Raw genomic sequence first — 21,754 nt, 5'->3', positions numbered from 1 at the left:
ATCCCCCCGGTCGCCCCCGAACTATTGGGTGGCGGGGCGGGGCGGGGGGCCTGGCAGCTGCAGCTGCTCGGGCAGCCCGGCCAGCGCCTCCTTCCAATAGGCGACCTGGCGGCCGAACACGCTGTCGGCGTCGTGCTCGTCGCCCAGGATCTCGTGCTGCCACAGGGTGTAGTCGCCGTACGTCACCGGCAGCGGCGGCCAGGCCGGCGCCCCGCCGCCCCGCCGGGCGGTGTAGGCGGTGGCCAGGTCACGGGCCAGCGGGCCCATGGACCAGCCGTCCCCGACGATGTGGTGCATCACCAGCAGCAGCACGTGCTCGTCCGCCGAGAGTTCGAACAGGTCAGCCCGCAGCGGCACTTCCGCGGTCAGGTCGAAGCCGCGCACCGCCGCCTCGCGCAGCAGCCCCGGCAGCTCCGCCTCGCCGGCCGCGCGTACGCTCAGCGGGACGGCGACCTCGGTGCTGTCCAGCACCCGCTGGTACGGGATTCCGGCGGTGTGCGGGAAGACCGTGCGCAGGGTCTCGTGCCGGGCCACCACGTCCGCGAGCGCTGCGCTCAGCGCGGCCCGGTCGAGATCTCCGGACAGCCGCAGGGCCAGCGGCATGTGATAGGTGGCGCTCGGTGCCCCGAACTGCTGGAGGAACCAGAGCCGGCGCTGGGCGAACGACAGCGGCATCGGTTCGCGGCGCGGCCGGGGCACCAGGGCCTGCCGAGCGGTGTCGGCGCCGTGCAGCCCGGCCGCCAGCCCGGCCGGTGTCGGCGTCCGGAACAGGCTTCGCAGCTCCAGCTCGACCCCGAGGGTCGCCCGGATCCGCGAGACCAACCGGGTGGCGAGCAGCGAGTGCCCGCCCAGCGCGAAGAAGTCCTCGTCGACACCGACCTGGCCCCGGCCCAGCACCTCCGCGAACAGCTCGCACAGGATCTGCTCCTGCGGGGTGCGCGGCGCCCGGCCGGTCTCCCTGGTCGTGGCCTCGGGCGCCGGCAGCGCGGCCCGGTCCAGCTTCCCGTTCGGTGTCAGCGGCAACGCCTCCAGCAGCACGAACGCCGACGGCACCAGGTACTCCGGCACCCGGTCGCGCAGGTACGCCGTCAGCGCCGCCGCGGTCGCCCCTCGCCCGGCCACGGGGACGACGTACGCGACGATCCGGTCCTCCCGGGCGAGCACCGCGACCTGGGCGACGCCCGGGTGCGCGGTCAGCTCCGCCTCGATCTCGCCCGGCTCGACCCGGAACCCGCGCACCTTCACCTGGTCGTCGACCCGGCCGGCGAACTCCAGCTCCCCGTCGGCCCGCCAGCGCACCAGGTCCCCGGTGCGGTACATCCGGTTGCCCACCTCGAACGGGTTGGCGACGAAGCGCCCGGCGGTGAGCCCGGGCCGGTTCAGGTAGCCGCGGGCCAGGCCCGCCCCGGCCAGGTACAGCTCACCCAGCACGCCGGGGGCGACCAGCCGCAGCGCCGCATCCAGCACGTACACCTGGCAGTTGGCGATCGGACGGCCGATCGGCACCGGCGACGGGCAGTCAGCGGGGTCGGCCGGCAGCGGGTAGGCGGTGATCACGTGGGTTTCGGCCGGGCCGTAGTGGTTGTGCAGCACCCGGCCGGGCCCGCGGGCCTGGAAGCGGCGCACCGCACCGCTCAGGCGCATCGCCTCGCCGGCCTGCGCGATCAGCCGCAGGCCCGGCAGCTCCAGCCCGGCTTCCTCCGCGGCCTCGGCGAGCGCCTCGATCACCAGGTTGGGTGCGAACAGCTCCTCGACTTCGTGCCGGTCCAGCCAGTGGGCGAACTGCTCGGCGCTGCGGCGCTGTTCCTCCGTCGGCACCACCAGGGTCTTGCCGTACAGCAGCGCGGAGAGCATCTCCTGCACCGAGACGTCGAAGCTGATCGCGGTGAACTGCGCGGTGCCCGTGCCGGGTTCACCGCCGACGGCCTCATGGTGCCACTCCAGCAGGTTCAGCAGCCCGGCGGCGGGCATCACCACGGCCTTGGGCCGGCCGGTGGAACCGGAGGTGTAGATGACGTAGGCCGGGTGCCGTGCGTCCACGGTGACGACGGGGTCGGTCTCCGGGTGGTCCCCGGCGGGTGTGACGTCCGCGAGGTCGTCGAGCACCACGGCCGCGCGCGCATCCTCCAGCATGTACGCGATGCGGGCCGCCGGGTAGTCCGGGTCGACCGGCAGGTACGCCGCCCCCGTCTTGAGCACCGCGAGGACGGCCACCACCAGCTCCGCCGAGCGCGGCAGCCGCAGGGCGACGACCTGCTCCGGGCCCACGCCGCGCGCGATCAGCGCGTGGGCCAGGCGGTTGGCCCGGCGGTTCAGCTCGCGGTAGGTCAGCGCGGTGTCCTCGAACACCACCGCCTCGGCCGCCGGGGTCGCCCGGACCTGCGCCTCGAACAGCGCGGGCAGGCTCTCGACGGGAGCGGGGCAGGCGGTGCCGTTGCGGACGACCAGCAGCTCGTGCCGCTCCTCGGCGGTGAGGACGTCGATCCGGCTCAGCGGCCGGTCCGGCTCGGCGACCACCGCCGCCAGCAGCCGCAGCCACCGGGCGACCAGTACCTCCACCGTGGCGTGGTCGAACAGGTCGGTGCTGTACTCGACCCGCCCGACGATGCCCTCGGCGGGCCCGCCGGTGCCACCGCGCTCCAGCAGGTGGATGCCGAGGTCGAACATCGCCGTCGGCGTCCGCACCAGCACGATCTCGGTGGCCAGGCCGCTCAGCGCGAACTCGGTGCGGGGCACGTTCTGCAGCGCGAGCAGCACCTGGAACAGCGGCTGCCGGGCGAGCGACCGGGACGGGTTGAGGGCTTCGACGACGTGCTCGAACGGCAGGTCCTGGTGCGCGTACGCGCCGAGCGCGCCCTCCCGGACCCGGCCCAGCAGTTCGGCGAAGGACGGGTCGCCGCTGGTGTCCGTGCGGAGCACCAGGGTGTTGACGAAGAACCCGACGAGGTCGTCCAGGGCCTCGTCGGTCCGGCCGGCGATCAGACTGCCGACCGGGATGTCCGTGCCCGCGCCGAGCTTGTCCAGCAGCGATGTCAGGGCGGCCTGCAGCACCATGTACACGCTGGCGCCGTGCTCCCGGCCCAACCGGACCAGCCCGGCGTGCAGTTCGGCGTCCAGTTCGATCGCGAGGTGGCCGCCGGAGTAGGAGGGCGCCGCGGGGCGGTGGCGGTCGGCCGGGAGCGGGATCTGCTCCGGCAGGTCCGCCAGCGTCCGCTTCCAGTAGTCCGCCTGGCGGGAGAACAGGCTGTCCTGGTCGTCCGCGTCGCCGAGCAGCCGGTCCTGCCACAGGGTGTAGTCGGCGTACTGCACGGGCAGCGGCGCCCACTGCGGCTCCTCGCCCCGGCGGCGCGCTGCGTACGCGGTGGCCAGGTCGGCCGCCAGCGGGCCCAGCGACCAGCCGTCGCCGGCGATGTGGTGCATCACCAGGAGCAGCACGTGCTCGTCCGCCGAGAGTTCGAACAGCTCGGCGCGCAGCGGCGGTTCGGTGGCGAGGTCGAATCCGCGCGCCGCGGCCGCCGTCAGCAGTTCCGGCAGGGCCGGCTCGTCGGCCGGGGCGACCGACAGCCTCGGGCGCACCTCCCCGACGGGCAGCACCTGCTGGTGGGGCACACCGCCCTCGGCCGGGAAGACCGTGCGCAGGGTCTCGTGCCGGTCGACGAGGTCGCCCAGCGCCGCCTCCAGGCCCGCCAGGTCCAACGGTCCCGAGAGCCGCCACGCGAGCGGCATGTTGTAGACGGAGTCGGCGCCCTCCAGTTGGCGCAGGAACCACAGCCTTCGCTGTGCGGACGACAGCGGCACGCGGTCGGGCCGCTCTGCCCGCTCCAGAGCCAGCCGGGCCTGGTCCGCCCCGCCCAGCCCGGCGGCCAGCCCGGCCACGGTCGGGCTGCGGAACAGGGCCTGTAGCGGCAGCTCCACGCCCAGCGTCGCACGGACCCGGGCCACCAACCGGGTGGCCAGCAGGGAGTGCCCGCCGAGGTCGAAGAAGTCGTCGTCGACGCCGACCCCGGGCAGGCCCAGCACCTCGGCGAACAGTCCGGCCAGCACCTGTTCCTGAGGAGTGTGCGCTGCCCGGCCGGCCTGCGTCGCGGTGGACTCGGGCTCGGGCAGGGCGCGCCGGTCCACCTTGCCGCTGGCGTTCAACGGCAGGGCGTCGAGGGAGACGAACGCGGCGGGCACCATGTAGTCCGGCAGGCGCTCGCGCAGGTGCGCCCGCAGGTCCTCCGGCCGAGGCGCCGCCCCGGTGGCGGGAACCAGGTAGGCGACCAGGCGGGTGTCCCGCGCCCGGTCCTGCCGGACGATCACGGCGGCCCGCGCGACCTGCGGGTGTTCCGCCAGTGCGGTCTCGATCTCGCCGAGTTCGATCCGGAAGCCGCGCACCTTGACCTGGTCGTCGGTACGGCCGAGGAACTCCAGGTTCCCCTCCGGGTTCCACCGCACCAGGTCACCGGTGCGGTACATCCGCCCTCCTTGCCCGCCTTCGGGCTGGGGGCACCTCCCAGCCGCCAGGCTGGGGGCGAGGGGCTCAGATCCACTCGGACCGAACGGGTCCGCCACGAACCGTCCCGCGGTCAGACCCGGCCGGTTCAGGTAGCCGCGCGCGAGGCCCGCACCGGCGAGGTACAGCTCACCCGGCACACCGGCGGGCACCGGCTGCAACGCGGCGTCGAGCACGTGCAGCCGGACGCCCCCGAGCGGCCGCCCGATCACCGGGCGCGCGCTCGACTCCACCGGCGCGTAGACCGAGTCCACCGTGCACTCGGCCGGCCCGTAGTAGTTCAGGGAGAACACCTCGCCGGCCGCCCGCAGCCGCTCCCACAGCTGCTCCGGAACGGCCTCACCACCCAACCCGACCATCGAGGGACGCCACCGCGGGTGGGTCAAGAGGCCGTGATCGACAAGGACTTGCAGGTAGGACGGGGTTCCGCCGACAGTGTCCAGCCCGGCCCGCGCGGCGTACTCGAGGTAGGCGTCCGGGTCGGTCCAGGTCGCCTCGTCCAGGACGTGCAGCTCGTGCCCGGCGAACAGGGCGAACAGTTGGTCGCAGGAGGCGTCGAACGACACGGACGTGGTCAGCCCGATCCGCATGCGCTCCTTGATCCGGAAGACCAGCGAGCGCTGGTCGGCGAACAGGTTGAACAGGCCGCCGTGCGTCACCACCACGCCCTTGGGCTTGCCGGTCGAACCGGAGGTGTAGATGACGTAGACCGGGTGGCCCGGGTCGACGGCCACCGCGGGGTCCGTCACCGGGCAGCCCGCGACCAGCTCGGCCGTCTCCAGGTCGTCGACCACCAGCCGACCGGCCGGACCGGCCGGCAGCCGATCCCGGGTACGGGTGTCGGTCACCACCATGACCGGCCGGGCGTCGTCGAGCATGTGCCCGATCCGCGCGGCCGGGTACTCCGGATCGACCGGGAGGTACGCCGCGCCCGTCTTCAGCACCGCGAGGATCGCCACCACCAGCTCGGCCGACCTCGGCAGCGCCACCGCCACCAACCGCTCCGGCCCCGCACCCCGCGCGATCAGCGCATGCGCCAACCGGTTCGCCCGCGCGTCCAACTCCGCGTACGTCAGCGACGCTTCCGGCGCGACAACCGCGAGGGCGTCCGGAGCCTGCCGGACCTGCTCACGGAACAACTCCGGCAGGCTCCCGGTGAAGGCCTGGGCCGCCGGGCCGGTGCCCAGCGCCGTCAGCTCGGCGTGCTCCTCGGCGCTGAGCAGGCCGATCCGGCTGAGCCGCCGCCGCGGGTCGGCGACCGCGGCGCGGAGCAGCCGCTCCCACCTCCCGATCATCGTCTCGACGGTGGCCGGGTCGTAGAGGTCACTGGTGTACTCGACGAATACGTCGATCCCCTCCGGGGTGGGGGCACCTCCCGAGCCGCCAGGCCCAGGGGGACCGTCCTGCCCGTGCCGCTCCGACATGGTGAAGATCAGGTCGAGCTTGGCGGTGGTCGACGTCGACGGCACGTCCTCGACGCGCAGCCCGGGAGGCGCGAAGTCGGCCCGAGGAGCGTTCTGCAGCACCAGCATGACCTGGAACAACGGGTGGTGCGACAGCGACCGGGACGGGTTCAGGACCTCGACCAGGTATTCGAACGGCAGGTCCTGGTGGGCGTACCCGGCCAGCGCGGTGTCCCGGACCCGGCCCAGCAGCTCGGCGAAGGTCGGATCGCCCGAGGTGTCGGTACGGAACACCAGGGTGTTGACGAAGTAGCCGACCAGCTCGTCCTGCGCCTGGTCGGTCCGGCCCGCGACCGGGCTGCCCACCGGGATGTCGTCGCCGGCGCCGAGCTTGCTCAGCAACGCGGCAAGTCCTGCCTGGAGCACCATGAACAGACTGGTCCCGTGCTCACGGGCGAGCTCGCGCAGACCGCGGTGCAGCTCGGCGTCCAGCCCGGCACGCACGGAGCCGCCCCGGTGGGAGGCGACCGCCGGGCGGGGCCGGTCGGTGGGCAGCTGGATCTGCTCCGGCAGCCCGGCCAACTGCCGGGTCCAGTAGGCCGCCTGGCCCGCGAACAGGCTGTCCCGGTCGGTGGCGTCGCCGAGCAGTTCGTGCTGCCACAGGGTGTAGTCGGCGTACTGCACGGGCAGCGGCGCCCACTGCGGCTCCTCGTCCCGGCAGCGCGCCGCGTAGGCGGCGGTCAGGTCCTGCGTGAGCGGGCCCAACGACCAGCCGTCACCCGCGATGTGGTGCATCACCAGCAGCAGTACGTGCTCGTCCGGCGCGATCTCGAACAGCCCGGCGCGCAGCGGCAGATCGACCGCCAGGTCGAACGGACGGGCCTTCGCGGTCGTCAGCGCGCCCGGCAGCCCGTCCTCGGTGGTCCGGCTCACGTCCAGCCGCGGGCGGCCGGCCACGACGTCCAGCACCTGCTGGTACGGCACGCCGTCTACGGCCGGGAAGACGGTGCGCAGGCTCTCGTGCCGGGCCGCCACGTCCGCGACCGCGGCCTCCAGGGCCCGCCGGTCCAGATCTCCGGACAGCCGCCAGACCAGGGAGATGTGGTAGTTGGCGCTGGCGCCCTCCAGCTGGTGCAGGAACCACAGCCGGCGTTGCGCGAACGACAGCGGGATCACGTGGGGGCGCTCGCGCCGTGCCAGGGCGGCCTGCGCCGGTCCGGCCGCCGCCAGGGTGGCGGCCAGGGCAGCCGGGGTCGGCGCCTCGAACAGGGTGCGCAGCGGCATCTCGACACCGAGGGTCGCGCGAATCCGGGCGGCCAGGCGGGTGGCGAGCAGGGAGTGTCCGCCGAGGTCGAAGAAGCCGTCCTCGACGCCGGCCGAGGTGACGCCCAGGACCTCGGCGAACAGCTCGCAGAGGACCTGCTCCTGCGGGGTGCGCGGCGCACGGCCGGCGGCCGCCGGGGCGAGGTCGGGGGCGGGCAGGGCCCGGTGGTCCAGCTTGCCGTTGGCGGTCAGCGGCAGCGCGTCCAGCAGGACGTACGCCGACGGCACCATGTGCTCCGGCAGCCGCTCGGTGAGGCGCTCACGCAGGTCAGCCGGGCGCGGTGCGGCACCGGCGGCCGGGACCAGGTAGGCGACCAGGCGGGTGTCGTCGGCACGGTCCTGCCGGGCCAGGACGGCGGCCTGGGCGACGCCGGGGAGCGCCGCCAGCGCCGCCTCGATCTCGCCGAGCTCGATCCGGAAGCCGCGCACCTTCACCTGCTGGTCGGCCCGGCCGACGAAGCTCAGGCTGCCTTCCGCAGCCCGGCGCACCACGTCGCCGCTGCGGTACATCCGGCTGCCCGCCGGCCCGTACGGGTCGGCGACGAAGCGCCCGGCGGTCAGGCCCGGCCGGTTCAGGTAGCCGCGCGCCAGCCCGGCGCCCGCGACGTACAGCTCGCCGAGCACGCCCGGGACCACCGGCCGCAGGCCGTCGTCGAGCACGTACGTCCGCAGGTCCGGGAGGCCCGCGCCGATCTGGCCGGCTGCGGTGCCGGACCGGTCGAGCGCCGCGTACGTGACGTGCACGGTGGTCTCGGTGATGCCGTACATGTTGACCAGCCGGGGCGCGTCCTCCGGGTGCCGCTCGTACCAGCTCGCCAACCGGGCGTGCTCCAGTGCCTCACCGCCGAAGACCACCGTGCGCAGGGCGAGTTCACGCGGGTGCTCGGCTTCCGCCTGCATCAGCTGGTAGAAGGCGGACGGCGTCTGGTTGAGCACCGTCACCCGCTCGCGGGCGAGGAGCTCCAGGAACGCGCCGGGCGAGCGGCTGGTCTCGTGGTCCACGATCACGAGACGGCCGCCGTGCAGCAGCGCGCCCCACAGCTCCCACACCGAGAAGTCGAAGGCGTAGGAGTGGAAGAGCGTCCAGACGTCCTCGGCGGTGAAGCCGAACAGCTCCTCCGTCGTCCGGAACAGCCGCACCACGTTGTGGTGCGGAACCACGACGCCCTTGGGGTTGCCGGTGGAGCCGGAGGTGTGGATGACGTAGGCGGCGTGGCCGGGATCGACGGTGACCCCCGGGTCCGTGTCCGGCAGCCCGTCCAGGTCGGCGGAGTCCAGCAGCAGCCGGTCCAGGTGGTCCGCCCCCGGCAGCTCGCCGATACCGCTCGTCGTGACGAGCAGCGCGGGCCGGGTGTCCTGGAGCAGGTAGGAGATCCGGGCCGCAGGGTACTTCGGATCCACCGGAACGTAGGCGCCGCCGGCCTTGACCACCGCGAGCACCGCGACGACCAGGTCCGCCGAGCGCGGCAGGGCCAGGGCCACCAGCCGCTCCGGGCCCACGCCCCGGTCGATGAGCGCGTGCGCGAGCCGGTTGGCGCGGGTGTTCAACTCGCCGTAGGAAAGGGTTACTTCACCATCCGTTAGGGCGACGGCGGCCGGGTTGGTCCGGACCCGCCGCTCGAAAAGCGCGGTCAGGCTGCTGCCCGGCGCGTCCTCCTCCTCGGTACGGGCCGGGAGCAGCGCGCGGAGTTCCTCGGCGGACAGCACGTCCACCCGGCCGATCCGTCGGCCGGGGTCGGCGACGACGGCGCGCAGCAGCCGCAGCCACCGGTCGACGATCCCCGCCACGGTGGCCTCGTCGAAGAGGTCGGTGCTGTACTCGACCACGCCCGACAGCCCCTCCGTACCCGGCTGTTCGGCCAGGATGAAGGTCAGGTCGCACTTGGCCGTACCGGTGTGCACCAGATCGGCCGTCACCCGCAGCCCCGGCAGGTCGAAGGCGCCGAGCGGGGCGTTCTGCAGGGCGAGCATGGTCTGGAAGAGCGGGTGGTGCGCCAGTGTCCGGGTCGGGTTCAGTGCCTCCACGAGGTGCTCGAACGGCACGTCCTGGTGCGCGTACGCGGCCAGCGCGTCGGAGCGCACCTGGCCCAGCAGTTCGGCGAACGACGGGTCGCCGGACAGGTCGGTGCGCAGCACGAGGGTGTTGACGAAGAATCCGACCAGGTCGTCCAGGGCCTCGTCGGTGCGTCCCGCGATCGGCGTGCCGATCGGTACGTCGGTGCCGGCGCCGAGCTTGCCGAGCAGGGCGGCCAGCCCGGCCTGGAGCACCATGAACAGGCTGGCGCCACCGTCGCGGGCGAGTTCGCGCAGGCCCTGGTGCAGTTCGGCGTCGAGCCGGACCGGCAGGTGGGCGCCCCGGTAGGACATCGCGGCCGGCCGGGGCCGGTCGAAGGGCAGCTCCACCTGGTCGGGCAGGTGCGCCAACTGCTCCCGCCAGTACGCGAGCTGGCCGCTCAGCAGACTGTCCGGGTGAGCGCCGTCACCGAGCAGCTCCCGCTGCCAGAGGGCGTAGTCGGCGTACTGGACGGGCAGTTGGGCCCACTCGGGCTTCGCGCCCTCGGTACGGGCCGCGTAGGCGGTCCTCAGGTCCCGCAGGAGCGGGCCCGCCGACCAGCCGTCACCGGCGATGTGGTGCACCACCAGCAGCAGCACGTGCTCCTCGGTGCCGAGCCGGAAGAGCTCGGCACGCAGCGGCGGCTCCTCGGCGAGCTCGAAGCCGTGCCGCGCCGCCTCCGCCAGAAGGTCCGGCAGGTCGCGCTCGCCGGCCTCGGTGACCCGCAGCCGCGGCCGTGCCTCGTCTGCCTCCAGCACCCGCTGGCACGGCACGCCGTCGACCACCGGGAAGACGGTGCGCAGGCTCTCGTGCCGCTCGACCACGTCCGCCAGGGCGGCGTCCAGGGCCCGCTGGTCCAGGTGTCCGGAAAGCCGCAGCGCCAGCGGGATGTTGTAGGTGGCGCTCGGTCCCTCCATCCGGTGCAGGAACCACAGCCGGCGCTGCGCGAAGGACAGCGGGACGGCCTCGGGCCGCTCGCGCCGCCCGAGCGCCGGGCGCGCCCGGCCGGCGATGTCCACCGCCGCGGCCAGTTCCGCCACCGTCGGCGCGTCGAACAGGTCGCGCAGCCCCAGCTCCACGCCCAGCACCGACCGGGCCCGGGCGACCAACCGGGTGGCCAGCAGGGAGTGCCCGCCGAGGTCGAAGAAGCTGTCGTCCAGCCCCGGCTCGGACACTCCGAGCACCTCTGCGAACAGGCCTGCGAGCAGGTGCTCGACCGCGGAGCGCGGAGCGCGGCCCGGCACGGCCGACTGCCGCTCGGGCGCTGGCAGAGCCCGCCGGTCGAGCTTGCCGTTCGGGGTCAGCGGCAGGACGTCCAGCACCATGAGCGCCGACGGCACCATGTGCTTGGGCAACCGCGCCCGGAGGTGTTCGCGCAGGGCGGTGTCGGTGACCGTGGCACCGGGCTCGGCGACGGCATAGGCGACCAGCCGGGGTTCGTCCTCGGTACGCACCACGGCGGCGGCCCGGGCGACCTGCGGGTGCTCGGCGAGGACGGCCTCGACTTCGCCGAGCTCCACTCGGAAGCCGCGGACCTTGACTTGGTCGTCGGTCCGGCCGAGGAACTCCAGATTCCGGTCTGCACCCCAGCGCACCAGGTCGCCGGTGCGGTACATCCTCGAACCACTCGGACCGAACGGGTCCGCCACGAACCGCCCGGCGGTCAGGCCCGGCCGGTTGAGGTAGCCGCGCGCCAGGCAGGACCCGGCGACGTACAGCTCGCCCGGCGTACCGGCCGGCAGCGGCCGCAGGGCGCCGTCGAGCACGTACAGCCGGACGTTGCCGGCGGGCCGGCCGATGACCGGGAGCGGACTCGATCCCACGGAGGCGATCACCGGGTTGACGGTGCACTCGGACGGTCCGTAGAGGTTGAGGCAGGAGACCCCGTCCGCCGACCGTAGTTCTCCCCACAGCCGCTCCGGGACGGCCTCGCCACCGGCCGCGACCAGCGCCGGACGCCAGTTCTGGTCGCCCAGGAGCCCGTGGGCGACCAGGACGTGCAGGTAGGAAGGGGTGGCTTCGATGTAGTCCAGTCCGTGGCGCGCCGCGTAGCCGACGAAGGCGTCGGGGTCGGTCCAGGTCTCGTGGTCCAGGACGTGCAGCTCGTGGCCCGCGAACAGGGCGAGCAGCTGGTTCCAGGAGGCGTCGAACGACACCGACGTGGTCAGGGCCACCCGCAGCCGCTGCCGTTCCCCGAGGACCGCCCGGAAGTGCACCTCCCGGAGGTCCGTGAGCAGGTTGAGCAGGCCGCCGTGGGTCGGCGCCACACCCTTGGGCCGGCCGGTGGAGCCGGAGGTGTAGATGACGTAGGCCGGGTGGCCCGGATCGACGACCACCGTCGGGTCGGTCGGCGGGCAGCCCGCCACCAGGGCGGCCGATTCCGGGGCGTCGAGCACCAACCGGTCGACCGGACCGCCGTCGGGCAGGCGGTCCGCGCTGCCGGAGTCGGTCACCAGCAGGATCGGTCGGGCGTCGTCGAGCAGGTAGGCGATCCGGTCGGCCGGGTACTCGGGGTCGACCGGGACGTACGCCGCGCCGGTCTTCAGCACCGCGAGGATCGCCACCACCAGCTCGGCCGACCTCGGCAGCGCCACCGCCACCAGCCGCTCCGGCCCCGCACCCCGGTCGATCAGGGCGTTCGCCAGCCGGTTCGCCCGCACGTCGAGCTCCGCGTACGTCAGTGAGACGTCACCGCACACCAACGCGACGAGGTCCGGAGTCGCCCGGACCTGCTCCCGGAACAGCTCCGGCAGGCTCGTGGCGGGATCCGCCGCCACCTGCCCGGTGCCGAGGGCCGCCACCTCTCGGTGCTCTGCGGCCGTGAGCAGGTCGATCCGGCCCAGCACCTCGTCAGGGTCACAGTCCGCGACGGCGTCGAGCACGGCGAGCAGCCGCTGCTGGTGCGCGGCGAGGTCGTCGTCGCTGTATGCCTCGGGCGCGCCGTGCAGCCTGAGGAGCGGGGGGTTGCCGTCCCGGTAGTCGAACACCCAGACGGCGAGATCGGTGGTCGACCCGGACACGAAGTGGTGCACGGAGGCGGGGTGCCCGGCGAAGGTGGGCCTCGCGTTGAAGGCCATGATGTTGACGATCAGCGGGAACACCGTCCCGATGCTCCCGGGCGCGCCGAGATCCCGCAGCAGGTCCTCGCTGCGGTAGCGCTCGTGCGCGACGGCCGCCTCGACTTCCCGTGCCACCTGGGCGACGAGTTCGCGCCACGGCATGTCCGGTCGTACCGTCAGCCGCAGCGGCACCACGTTCGACATCGTGCCGGGCACTGACATCAGGTCGCGGTCGGAGCCCCGACGGGCGGTGACCGGGAGGGCGAGCACCACGTCCTGGGTACCGCTCAGCCGGTGGGCGTAGAGCGCCGCCGCCGCGATCACCAGGCGGGACCACCGGACACCGACCCTCCCTGCCGCCGCCCGCAGCGCGTCCGGGCTCCGCAGCTCCCGCTCCTCGGCCAGACGCAGGGCCCGGTGCGGGTCAGTCGTGGCGCTGTCGGTGAGCCGGGTCGGGGCGGGCAGGTCTGCACAGCGCTCGGTCCAGTAGGAGCGGTCGGCGGTGAAGTCGGCGGACGAACGGTAGGCGGCGTCGCTGTCGACCAGGTCCCGCAGCGAGCCGAACGGCGACGGCGGCACCGCGCCGCCCTCGGACAGCGCCGAGTACACCTCGCCGACCCGCTGGCGGACCATGGAACTGCTGATCGCGTCCAGCACCACGTGGTGGTAGTTCAGGTACCAGAGGAATTCGGTCGGCGACAGCTTGACCAGCGCGTGCCCGAACAGCGGGTCGCGCGCGAGATCCAGCGGGCGCATCAGGTCCCGCTCCATCCACTCCATGGCCGCCGCACGGGGTGCGGGCTCCCCGCTCAGGTCCAGGTGTGCCGGTGCCCAGTCCCAGGTCTCGCGGAGGATCTGGCGCGGGCCGTCACCGCCGTCGACGAAGGTCACGTGCAGGGCGTCGACCTCGTCGACGACGCGGCGCAGCGCGGTCTCGAACAGGTCCGGGTCGACCGGCCCGTGGATCTCCAGGCACTCACCGACCCGGTAACCGGGGATCGGTGTCCGGGAGCGCTGCTCGGCGAGCCAGATCTCGCGCTGGGCCGCTGTCAGGGCAAGGACGTCGCCGTCGCGACGGGACATGGGGGTACCTCCAGAAGTGTGGGCGGGCAGGCGCGCAGGACGCGCCGGGCCACGCCGACCGCGGTGACGTCACACGGTCAGCGGGCGGTGCGGCTTTCTGCGGTCAGGCGGCGCGTTCGCCGGCCTGGAGCTGCCAGAGGGATGCGTAGAGTCCGTGCCGGGCGAGGAGTTCGTCGTGGGTGCCCTGCTCGGCCACGACGCCGCCCCTGTCCATGACGTAGATCCGGTCGGCGTGGCGGACGGTGGAGAGCCGGTGGGCGATGACGACCATCGTCCGGCCGACCGCGAAGCCGCGCAGCGTGCGCTGGATGGCAGCCTCGGTCTCGTTGTCCACCGTGGAGGTCGCCTCGTCGAGGATCACGACCGGCGCGTCCTTGAGGATCGCCCGCGCCAGGCCGATCCGCTGCCGCCGGCCGCCCGACAGCGCGGCACCGCGTTCACCGATCACCGTGTCGTAGCCGTCCGGCAGCGCCGCGATGAAGGTGTGCGCCTCGGACATCGAGGCGGCCTTGACGACGGCCTCGTCCGAGGCCGCGAAGCTGCCGTAGCGGATGTTGTCAACGATGCTGCCGTCGAAGAGGAACGGGTCCTGGGCGACGAACCCGATCGCGTCGCGCAGGTCCCGGGGACGCGCCGCAGGACCGCGGCGAGGACTTCGGCCGTCCGGGGCCGTCCGAGAACCAGCCTGACGTCCCAGCGCTGGCGGCCCGGAATGACCGAGCGCGGGCTCGCGTCCGGATCCATGGAGCGGAATCCGGCTGCGGAACCCAGCAGAGATGGCATGTGTACGATCACCTGTTTGCGGAGGTCATGAGCGATCCGGCATCGGGCACGACGGATCAATGTGGCGGAGCGGGAATTCTGAAGGGGCGGCCGATGGGGCCGGAAGGCCCGCGGCCGACCACCGCGCGGACACAGCTCGCGAGCTCGATCACGGTGTGCGTCCAGGCGGCGGGTCAGGTCGCGCCGGTGCGTCAGTGTGCCCTTCCGGCGCCGACGGTCGTACGGATCTTCGAGGCCCTCGCCTCGGCTTCGGCCCGGGCGGCGGCCTCGCCCCTCTCGGCGTTCGGGGTCGCGTTCCCGGCCGCACGATGGCCGTCACCGGACGTGACCTGAGCCGCCGACACGTCGGCGGCGACCTCGGCCGCGAGGTCGTGGATGTTCTCCCCGGCCTCGTGGGCCGCCTTCTTCACCTCCATGACGAGCCCGACGGACGTCTTGACGACGCCTCGCACCAGCGGCTTCAGCAGACGCTTGACCAGTGGCGAGACGACGAGACCGATCAGGAACGGCGGAACTACGGGCGGCATGGTGTTCCAACCTCTCTACGTATGACAGGGGACCCCGGGCACGGCGAACTGCCGGAGCACGCACAGCAGGACCGGCGGTAGAACTCCTCTTCGGGATTGTCGGCGCACGTCGCGGATTTCCCGCCGAACCGATTTCCTCACCGATGAGCCAACCGCCCGATCCTCCGCCACCGTAGTCGAATAGCTCCCGTCAAAACCAAACATCCTCAACGGGATTCACCCGGCCGAGTGCAATCCGAACTACCAATCGCTACGAACTCAGTAAAGGTTTGCCGCCCAATTAGACCGATCATCACATTTCTAGATCAATGGCGATCGCCGATTTCTCGTGCCATCCTCCCGCGCTCGGCCGGTCCCAGCCCATCGAGTCGGCGCCCCCCGGCACAACGCCGGGCCGGCCCCGGCAATCGTCCGAAGACGCACCGGGCGGTTCCTGTGTCACTCCGCAGCTCCGGCCGATCACGGACGAGTGAACTCCCGGCCGGCGGCTGGCCCGCCGACTGCCGCGAACGCCAGCATGAGCGGCATGACCACCACGCACCCCCCAGCCGAGCGGGCCGCCCAGGCCCGGGAAGCCGAAGCCCAACTCGCCGCCGCAGGAATCGACGGGGTGGTGTTCGGCTGGGTCGACAACGCCGGCCTCACCCGGGTGAAGTCCGTTCCGCTCGCCCAGCTCGAACACGCCGCCGAGTACGGTGTCGGCGCCGTACCCTGCTTCGACGTCTCCCTGGTGGACGACTCCTTCGCCACCATGCCTTCGGGCACCGGCCCGGTGGGCGACCTGCGGCTCGTCCCCGACCTCGACCGGCTCACCCCGCTCGCCGCCCAGCCCGGCTGGGCCTGGGCCCCAGCCGACCGCTACACCCAGGACGGCACCCCGCACCCCGGCTGCCAGCGCCACTTCGCCCGCCGGCTCACCGAGGCCGTCGAGCGGCGCGGGCTCTCGGTGCGGGCCGGGATCGAGATCGAGTGGGTGGTGGCCGACTCCGCCGGAGCCCCCGCGACGACCGGGCCCGCGTACGGGATGACCCGCTTCATCGAGCACTCCGACTACCTGCGGGAGGTACTGCGCGCCCTCACCGCCCAAGGACTGGCCGTGCTCCAGGTCCACCCCGAGTACGCCGCCGGACAGTTCGAGGTCTCCGTCGCCGCCGAGGGGCCTGTCGAGGCGGCCGACACCACAATGCTGGTGCGCCACACCGTCCGGGCCGTCTCCGCCCGGCACGGCCTGCGGGTCTCGTTCGCGCCCGTCTTCACCGAGGGCTCGATCGGCAACGGCGGCCACCTGCACCTCAGCCTCTGGCGAGAGGGCCTGAACCTCGGGCACGGCGGCCCCGGCCGGCACGGGCTGCACCCGGAGGCCGAACAGTTCCTCTCGGGCGTCCTGGCCGAGCTGCCCGCCCTGCTCGCCATCGGCGCACCCGGCGTCGCCTCCTACCTGAGGCTGGTCCCCTCCCACTTCGCCGGGGCCTACCGCTGCTGGGGCCTGGAGAACCGTGAGGCGGCACTGCGCCTGATCGCCGGCTCCACGGCCCGGCAGGCCAACGCCGAGCTCAAGTGCTTCGACGCCGCCGCCAACCCGTACCTGGCGATCGGCGGCGTGCTGGCCGCCGGACTCGCCGGCCTGGACGCCGGTCTGCCCCTCCCGCCCGAGACCACGAGCGACCCCGCCACCCTCGACTCCGCCGAGCGCCTCCCGGCGAGCCTGCCGGAGGCCATCGACGTGTACGAGAAGTCCGACGTGCTGCGGCAGGCGCTCGGCCCCGAACTGTACGAGACCGTGCTGGCCGTCCGTCGGGCGGAGGCGGAGCTGTTCGCGATGCACACGGATGCGGACGTCATCGAGGCCGTCCGCTGGCGCTACTGACGAGCACCGGTTCTGCTCCACCGGCTCCCCGGCGACGGGTCGATCGCAGACCCCCTGGTCGCCGGGGAGTGAGGAGCCAGGAGCGGCCCGCCGATGGCCGGTCGGAAGCGGCGGAACCCTGCCGGGTACGGGAGATGGCTCTATCAACCCACTTCGGCTCTGGGTGAGGACTCGGGAGTCGGATCGGTGACCTCGGGTTCCAGCGGCTTCGCCATGTAGACCGCATCGGCACCGTAGCTCGCGGGCAGCCCGATCTCGGGCCGGGCGCGGTACCCGAGGCGAGCCCACACGGCCTGTGCGCCGAGGACGGCGACCAGCGAGACCGTCCGGTGGCCGGCCGCCAGCGCGGTGTCGTCCAGGTGGCGCATCATCCGTGGGGCGAGACCCCGGCCGCGCAGCTGCTCGGCGATCACCAGGTCGTGCGCGTGCATGTTGGCGGGCCGCCCGCCAGTGCCGTCCCCGTCCGCGTCCTCGCTGCGGCTGAGGTCCGGGCAGCGGAACAGCGGGTACGGCAGGGCGAGCAGGTAGCCGCCGAGGCCGCCCGGGTGCTCCAGCGCGAAGCAGGTGTCGGGTGAGGCGCGATGCCGGGACTGCAGGGCCTCGCGGCCTTCGGACAGGCCACTGGCGGCGTAGGCGCGTTCCTCCAGCGCGACCACGGCGTCCCAGTCCTCTTCCCGGAGCAGCCGGATCCGGTACTCGCTCATGCGTTTCCTCCGTTGCGGCGCCCGCCGATGCAGGTGTACGGCAGCGGCGCGAAGCCGTTGAACCCCTGGGTGGCGTAGGCGGCGGCGTACGCGCCGCAGGAGTGGACCCACACCGGGTCTCCCGAGGCGATCGCGCGCGGGACGCGGACCAGGCCGTCCTCCTGGGCGTACGCGTCGTCGCTGTCGCAGGTCGGGCCGGCCACCACGGCGTCGACGAACTGCCCGCCCTGGTGGGTCGGGAACTCCAGCCGGTACTGCAACTGGTTCATCTCGTACAGGCCGTTGAACTTGCCGCAGCTCAGGTACAGCCAGTCCTCGCGGGTACCGTCGAGCCGGTGGCGGGAGGAGAGCCGCGCCACGTGGGCGCGGATCGCGCCGTGGTCGGCGACCAGGTGCCGGCCGGGCTCAAGCAGGAACTCCAGCGGCGCGGCGTTGACGGCGCGCAGCCGGTCCATGCCCTCCCGGATCACCACGAAGATCTTGTCCAGCGGCGGTTCCAGCGGCCGGCCGCGCCGGTCGAGGACGCCGAGTGCGGGCAGCCCGCCACCGAGGTTGATGCGGCTCGGCACGATGCCGCGCCGGCTGAGCGCCTCCAGGACGGCGGCCAGCGATTCGATCGCCGCCACCCAGGCCCCGGCGGTCATCTGCTGCGAGCCGACGTGCACCGACAGGCCGGAGGGCACCAGCCCTGCGGTCCGGGCGGCGCCGAGCACCCGCACGGCGTCCTCGAGCGAGCAGCCGAACTTGCGGCTGAGGCCCCACAGCGCGCCCTCGCCGGTGGTCGCGATCCGGCAGAACACCCGCGATCCGGGGGCGTGTTCCGCGATCGCGGCGACGTCCTCCGGGCTGTCGGTGGCGAAGTCCCGCACGCCCAGCCGGTACGCCTCGGCGATGTTGCGGTCCGACTTGACGGTGTTCCCGTAGTGGATCAGCTCGGGTGCGACGCCGGTGCGCAGCGCCTGGGCGATCTCCTGCGGGCTGGCCGCGTCGAAGCCGGAGCCGAGCGCGGCGAGATGGTCCAGCACCTCGTCCACCGGGCAGGCCTTCATCGCGAACCGGACGGCCACGCCGGGAAGTTCGGCGCACAGTGCGGCGTACTGACGGCCGATGCCGTCCAGGTCGTAGACGATGGTGTCCTCGGTGGCATCGGCGAGCGCGGCGCGCAGGGCGGTGCCGTCGCGCTGTCCGGGAAGGCGCGTGGTGGATGCGTGCACGGTGGCCGGCGCGGTCGGGGCGCGGTGGCCGGTTCTACCGTGGTCGGCCGTCCGACGCGGTTCGGCGGTCTGGCGCATGTCGATGCTCTGAGGCCTCACGTGTGAACTTCCGGTCCGACTAGACGATTGATGCCACGGGATTGCTGGCACGCGTGAAATGAAGCAAGGGAGTCCGAAGGTCGGCTGTGACGCCTGACCCGAACTCCCTCTCCCACCGCACTCTACGTACTTCCAGGGCCTGCCCCACCACCCGTTGCGCACCCCGCACGGCCTGACCGACGCGAAGGCCGACGAGCGCGGACCGCTGCTCGGCATCTCCGTGCCGATCCCCATCCCTCCGCGCCCCGCCCCGGGCCACCGCTCGCCATACAGAACCACCCGAACGACGTCGGCGTCGGCCTCCACGGCCTTGACGACCAGGTCCCACCGGACGCTGTCGATGAACTGGTGAGAGCGACGCCTCGGCGGATCGGCCCGTCCCGCTGGTCCCGGTCCCGTGACCAGCCGAAGATGACGGCATGGGTGTCGACGACCCGGGTGCCGGGCTGCTGGTGACGAACGTGCGCGTCTTCGACGGGATCGGAGGGGAAGCGGTGCCGGGGCACGTCCGGGTCCAACGGGACAGGATCGCAGAGGTGGTGCTGGGCCGCACCCTCCCGCCCGGCCTCCCCGGAGGCGCGACGGTGATCGACGGCGGAGGCCGCACCCTCCTCCCCGGCCTCACCGACGCGCACGTCCACCTGTTCGCGATCGGCGGCACCATGGCGGAGCTCCAGCTCGCACCGACCGGCACCCTCCACTACCAGGCCCTGGCCGCGGCCCGCGACATGCTGATGCGCGGCTTCACCACCGTGCGGGACATGGCCGGAGACACCGAGCCGCTCCGGCGCGTGCTGGACCGCGGGCTGTTCCCGGGCCCGCGGATCTACCCGAGCCAGGCGGCCGTCTCCCAAACCGCCGGCCACGGCGACTTCGGGACGGTCCACGACGCCCCGACCGCCCTGGGCGGGCCACCGGCCCGGACCGAACAGATCGGGTTCACCCGGGTGGCCGACGGGCCGGAACGGGTGCTCGCCGCGGTGCGCGAGCAGCTCAAGAAGGGCGCCACCCAGATCAAGCTGATGGCCGGCGGCGGCGTCAGCTCCGAGTTCGACCCGCTGGACGTCCTGCAGTTCACCACGGCCGAACTGGAGGCCGCCGTCGCCGCAGCCTCCGACTGGGGCACCTACGTGACCGTGCACGTCTACACCTCCGAAGGCGTCCGCCGCGCGGTGCGGGCCGGGGTGCGCTGCATCGAGCACGGGCACCTCGTCGACGAGGACACCATCCGCTACCTCGCGGAGCAGGACGTGTGGCTGAGCACCCAGCCGTTCGCGGTCGACGACCACCACTACGCATTTCCGGACAGCAACCGCAAGAACCACGAGGTCTGTGAAGGCGTCGCCCGCACCATCGGCTGGGCGGTGAAGCACGGTGTGCGGCTGGCCTTCGGCACCGACCTGGTGTTCGACCCCGGGAAGGCCCACCGGCAGAACGAGATGCTCGTCCGGCTCGGCAGCTACCTCAGCCCGGTCGAGGCCCTGCGGACGGCCACCTCCGGCAACGCCGAACTCTTCCGCCTGTCCGGCCGCCGAGACCCCTACCGCGCCGCGCCGCTCGGCGTCATCGCGCCGGGAGCATGGGCCGACCTCCTGGTCGTCGACGGCGACCCGACCACCGACCTCTCCGTCCTCGCAGACCCCGAACGCAATCTGAAGCTGATCGTCAAGGACGGCGTCGTCCACAAGAACGAACTCGACTGACCCGCACCGGCCTCCGCCTGCCCCCGGCTCGGGCGGTCCATCACCGCCCTGTGGCCCGGTCAGGCATGCCGGAGACAGCGGGTTCCCCCACTGGAATCCCGCACCGATCCCGGACAGCACGTGGGTGTTCCCCGGGAGCACCTCGGTGCGCTGGCCGGCCTCCCGGAAGTGCCATCCCTGGCGGAGGTTCTGGCCGGGGCCGCTCCGCCGGGGTGGGCGGTCGCGGGTGGAGCGGCCCCGGCGGAGCGGTCGCGGCGGGGGTCAGCGGGTGCTGAAGTCCGCGTTCCAGGAGGCGTTGCCGGTGCGGGCCAGGCCGACCTCGTTGTAGTCGCCGAGCATGATCCCCAGGTGGCCGGGCGACTTGATCCAGCCGTCGACGGCGGCGTCGATGTCGGTGGGGCCGTAGAAGGCGATCTCGCCGAATCCCCTCCCGGTGTAGCCGAGGCCCCGCGCGATGCTGCCCGAGTCGCAGAAGTGGCCGGAGACGCGGCGCTGGTCCATCTGGTCGGCGTTGCACTTGGCGGCCTGGGAGAGCGTCTGGTTGAGGCGCACCGCCGGCCTGCCGTTCTGGGCGCGCACGGTGTTGAGCCGGTCCAGGAAGCGCTGCTCGACGGAGGTGCCCGGGCCCGGGCCGGTGCCCGACCCGATCAGGTCGAACCGCTGGGCCATGCTGCCGTCGCAGTTCTCGACGGTGACCTCCCGGTCGAGGCCGTGGTAGGTCAGACAGCGGTTGTCGCGGGCGTTGTGGAGGTAGGTGCCGCCGCCGGCGGCGGGCTCCAGGGTCCACTGCTGGTTGTCGCCCGCCCACCAGTGGATGAACTGGGTGGACCGGCCGTCGTTGGTGTCCATCTCCAGCACGCGTTCGGTGCCGTTGACGTTGCGGGCGAAGTCGACCCGGTCGCCGGGCTTGTTGGAGATCCAGAACGAGGTGGAGGCGTTCTGGTAGTTGCGGGCGACGATCCGGGAGCCCTCGCCGTCGGAGCTGGCCAGCGAGTTGTGGTTCTGGTGGTCCTGGATCGTGATCATCTGCTCGACCACGGCGGCGTTCGCCGGCGCGGCGAGCAGCGTGACGCTGCTCGCGGATATCGCGGAGACGGCGAGCGCCAGGCCTGCCAGCCGGGTGCGGCGGCGGGTGCCGGTGCTCGGGCGGAGGGTGGGGGTGGGAGTGGGGGTGGACGGGTGGGACACGGGAATCTCCTGTTGTCAATGGACCGCGTGCGGATGAGACTGCGGAACGCGGTCAGGACACCAGGGCTGGATTGACAATTGATCAGCAGCGCGTTGACGAACTGGATGTGCGCTGCCCATGGAGGCTGCGCGGATCTCAGGCCCACACGTGTGTCAGCCGGATCGTGCTGCCGTGGGGGGGGGCGGGGGGGGGGCGGGGCGCCCCGCCCGCGCGCGGAGGGAGCGGGGGAGGGGGCCCCCGCGGGGGCGCGGG

At 73.1% G+C, this 21,754-nt stretch carries 7 protein-coding genes and 1 pseudogene; 2 read left to right on the top strand and 6 right to left on the bottom strand.

Translation table 11 applies throughout. The features are described 5' to 3' along the window. Positions 1-21 precede the first annotated feature (21 nt). From ACFV6I_RS17005 to ACFV6I_RS16995, 3 genes and pseudogenes are all read right to left on the bottom strand, one after another. Positions 22-13,416 carry an amino acid adenylation domain-containing protein gene (locus ACFV6I_RS17005; protein WP_380426009.1) on the bottom strand — a complete coding sequence of 4,465 codons (13,395 nt, stop codon included), beginning with the start codon at positions 13,414-13,416 and terminating at the stop codon, positions 22-24. Between the two features lie 103 nt (positions 13,417-13,519). Beyond that, a pseudogene (locus ACFV6I_RS17000) lies at positions 13,520-14,041 on the bottom strand (ATP-binding cassette domain-containing protein); the annotation flags it as partial. Between the two features lie 349 nt (positions 14,042-14,390). Continuing rightward, positions 14,391-14,726, bottom strand: a complete 336-nt coding sequence (locus ACFV6I_RS16995) for a DUF5132 domain-containing protein (RefSeq protein ID WP_063351960.1) — start codon at positions 14,724-14,726, stop codon at positions 14,391-14,393. A 526-nt stretch (positions 14,727-15,252) separates the two neighbouring features. Between ACFV6I_RS16995 and ACFV6I_RS16990 the strand changes: the two genes are divergently transcribed. Further along, positions 15,253-16,593, top strand: a complete 1,341-nt coding sequence (locus tag ACFV6I_RS16990) for a glutamine synthetase family protein (RefSeq protein WP_063351961.1) — start codon at positions 15,253-15,255, stop codon at positions 16,591-16,593. A gap of 143 nt (positions 16,594-16,736) precedes the next feature. Here the strand turns inward: ACFV6I_RS16990 and ACFV6I_RS16985 are convergent, their stop codons facing one another. Together ACFV6I_RS16985 and ACFV6I_RS16980 are read right to left on the bottom strand one after the other, a co-directional pair. Next, complete coding sequence (locus ACFV6I_RS16985) at positions 16,737-17,297, bottom strand: GNAT family N-acetyltransferase (RefSeq protein WP_063351962.1); 561 nt, start codon at positions 17,295-17,297, stop codon at positions 16,737-16,739. Next, positions 17,294-18,610 carry a type III PLP-dependent enzyme gene (locus tag ACFV6I_RS16980; protein ID WP_380426007.1) on the bottom strand — a complete coding sequence of 439 codons (1,317 nt, stop codon included), beginning with the start codon at positions 18,608-18,610 and terminating at the stop codon, positions 17,294-17,296. Before ACFV6I_RS16980 ends, ACFV6I_RS16985 begins: the two co-directional genes overlap by 4 nt. 419 nt (positions 18,611-19,029) lie before the next feature. On the opposite strand from ACFV6I_RS16980, the gene ACFV6I_RS16975 reads away from it, so the two are divergent. Then, positions 19,030-20,313, top strand: a complete 1,284-nt coding sequence (locus ACFV6I_RS16975) for an amidohydrolase family protein (protein ID WP_063351963.1) — start codon at positions 19,030-19,032, stop codon at positions 20,311-20,313. Positions 20,314-20,574: 261 nt separating this feature from the next. Here the strand turns inward: ACFV6I_RS16975 and ACFV6I_RS16970 are convergent, their stop codons facing one another. Then, positions 20,575-21,501: a CAP domain-containing protein gene (locus ACFV6I_RS16970; protein WP_063351964.1), complete on the bottom strand. Its 927-nt coding sequence runs from the start codon at positions 21,499-21,501 to the stop codon at positions 20,575-20,577. Between the last annotated feature and the right edge of the window lie 253 nt (positions 21,502-21,754).

Origin of the sequence: Kitasatospora sp. NPDC059803 (assembly GCF_042732255.1) — a bacterium.
Classification (GTDB): Bacteria; Actinomycetota; Actinomycetes; order Streptomycetales; family Streptomycetaceae; genus Kitasatospora.
The sequence above is the reverse complement of the archived record's forward strand: the minus strand, read 5'-3'. Positions and strand labels throughout refer to the sequence as shown.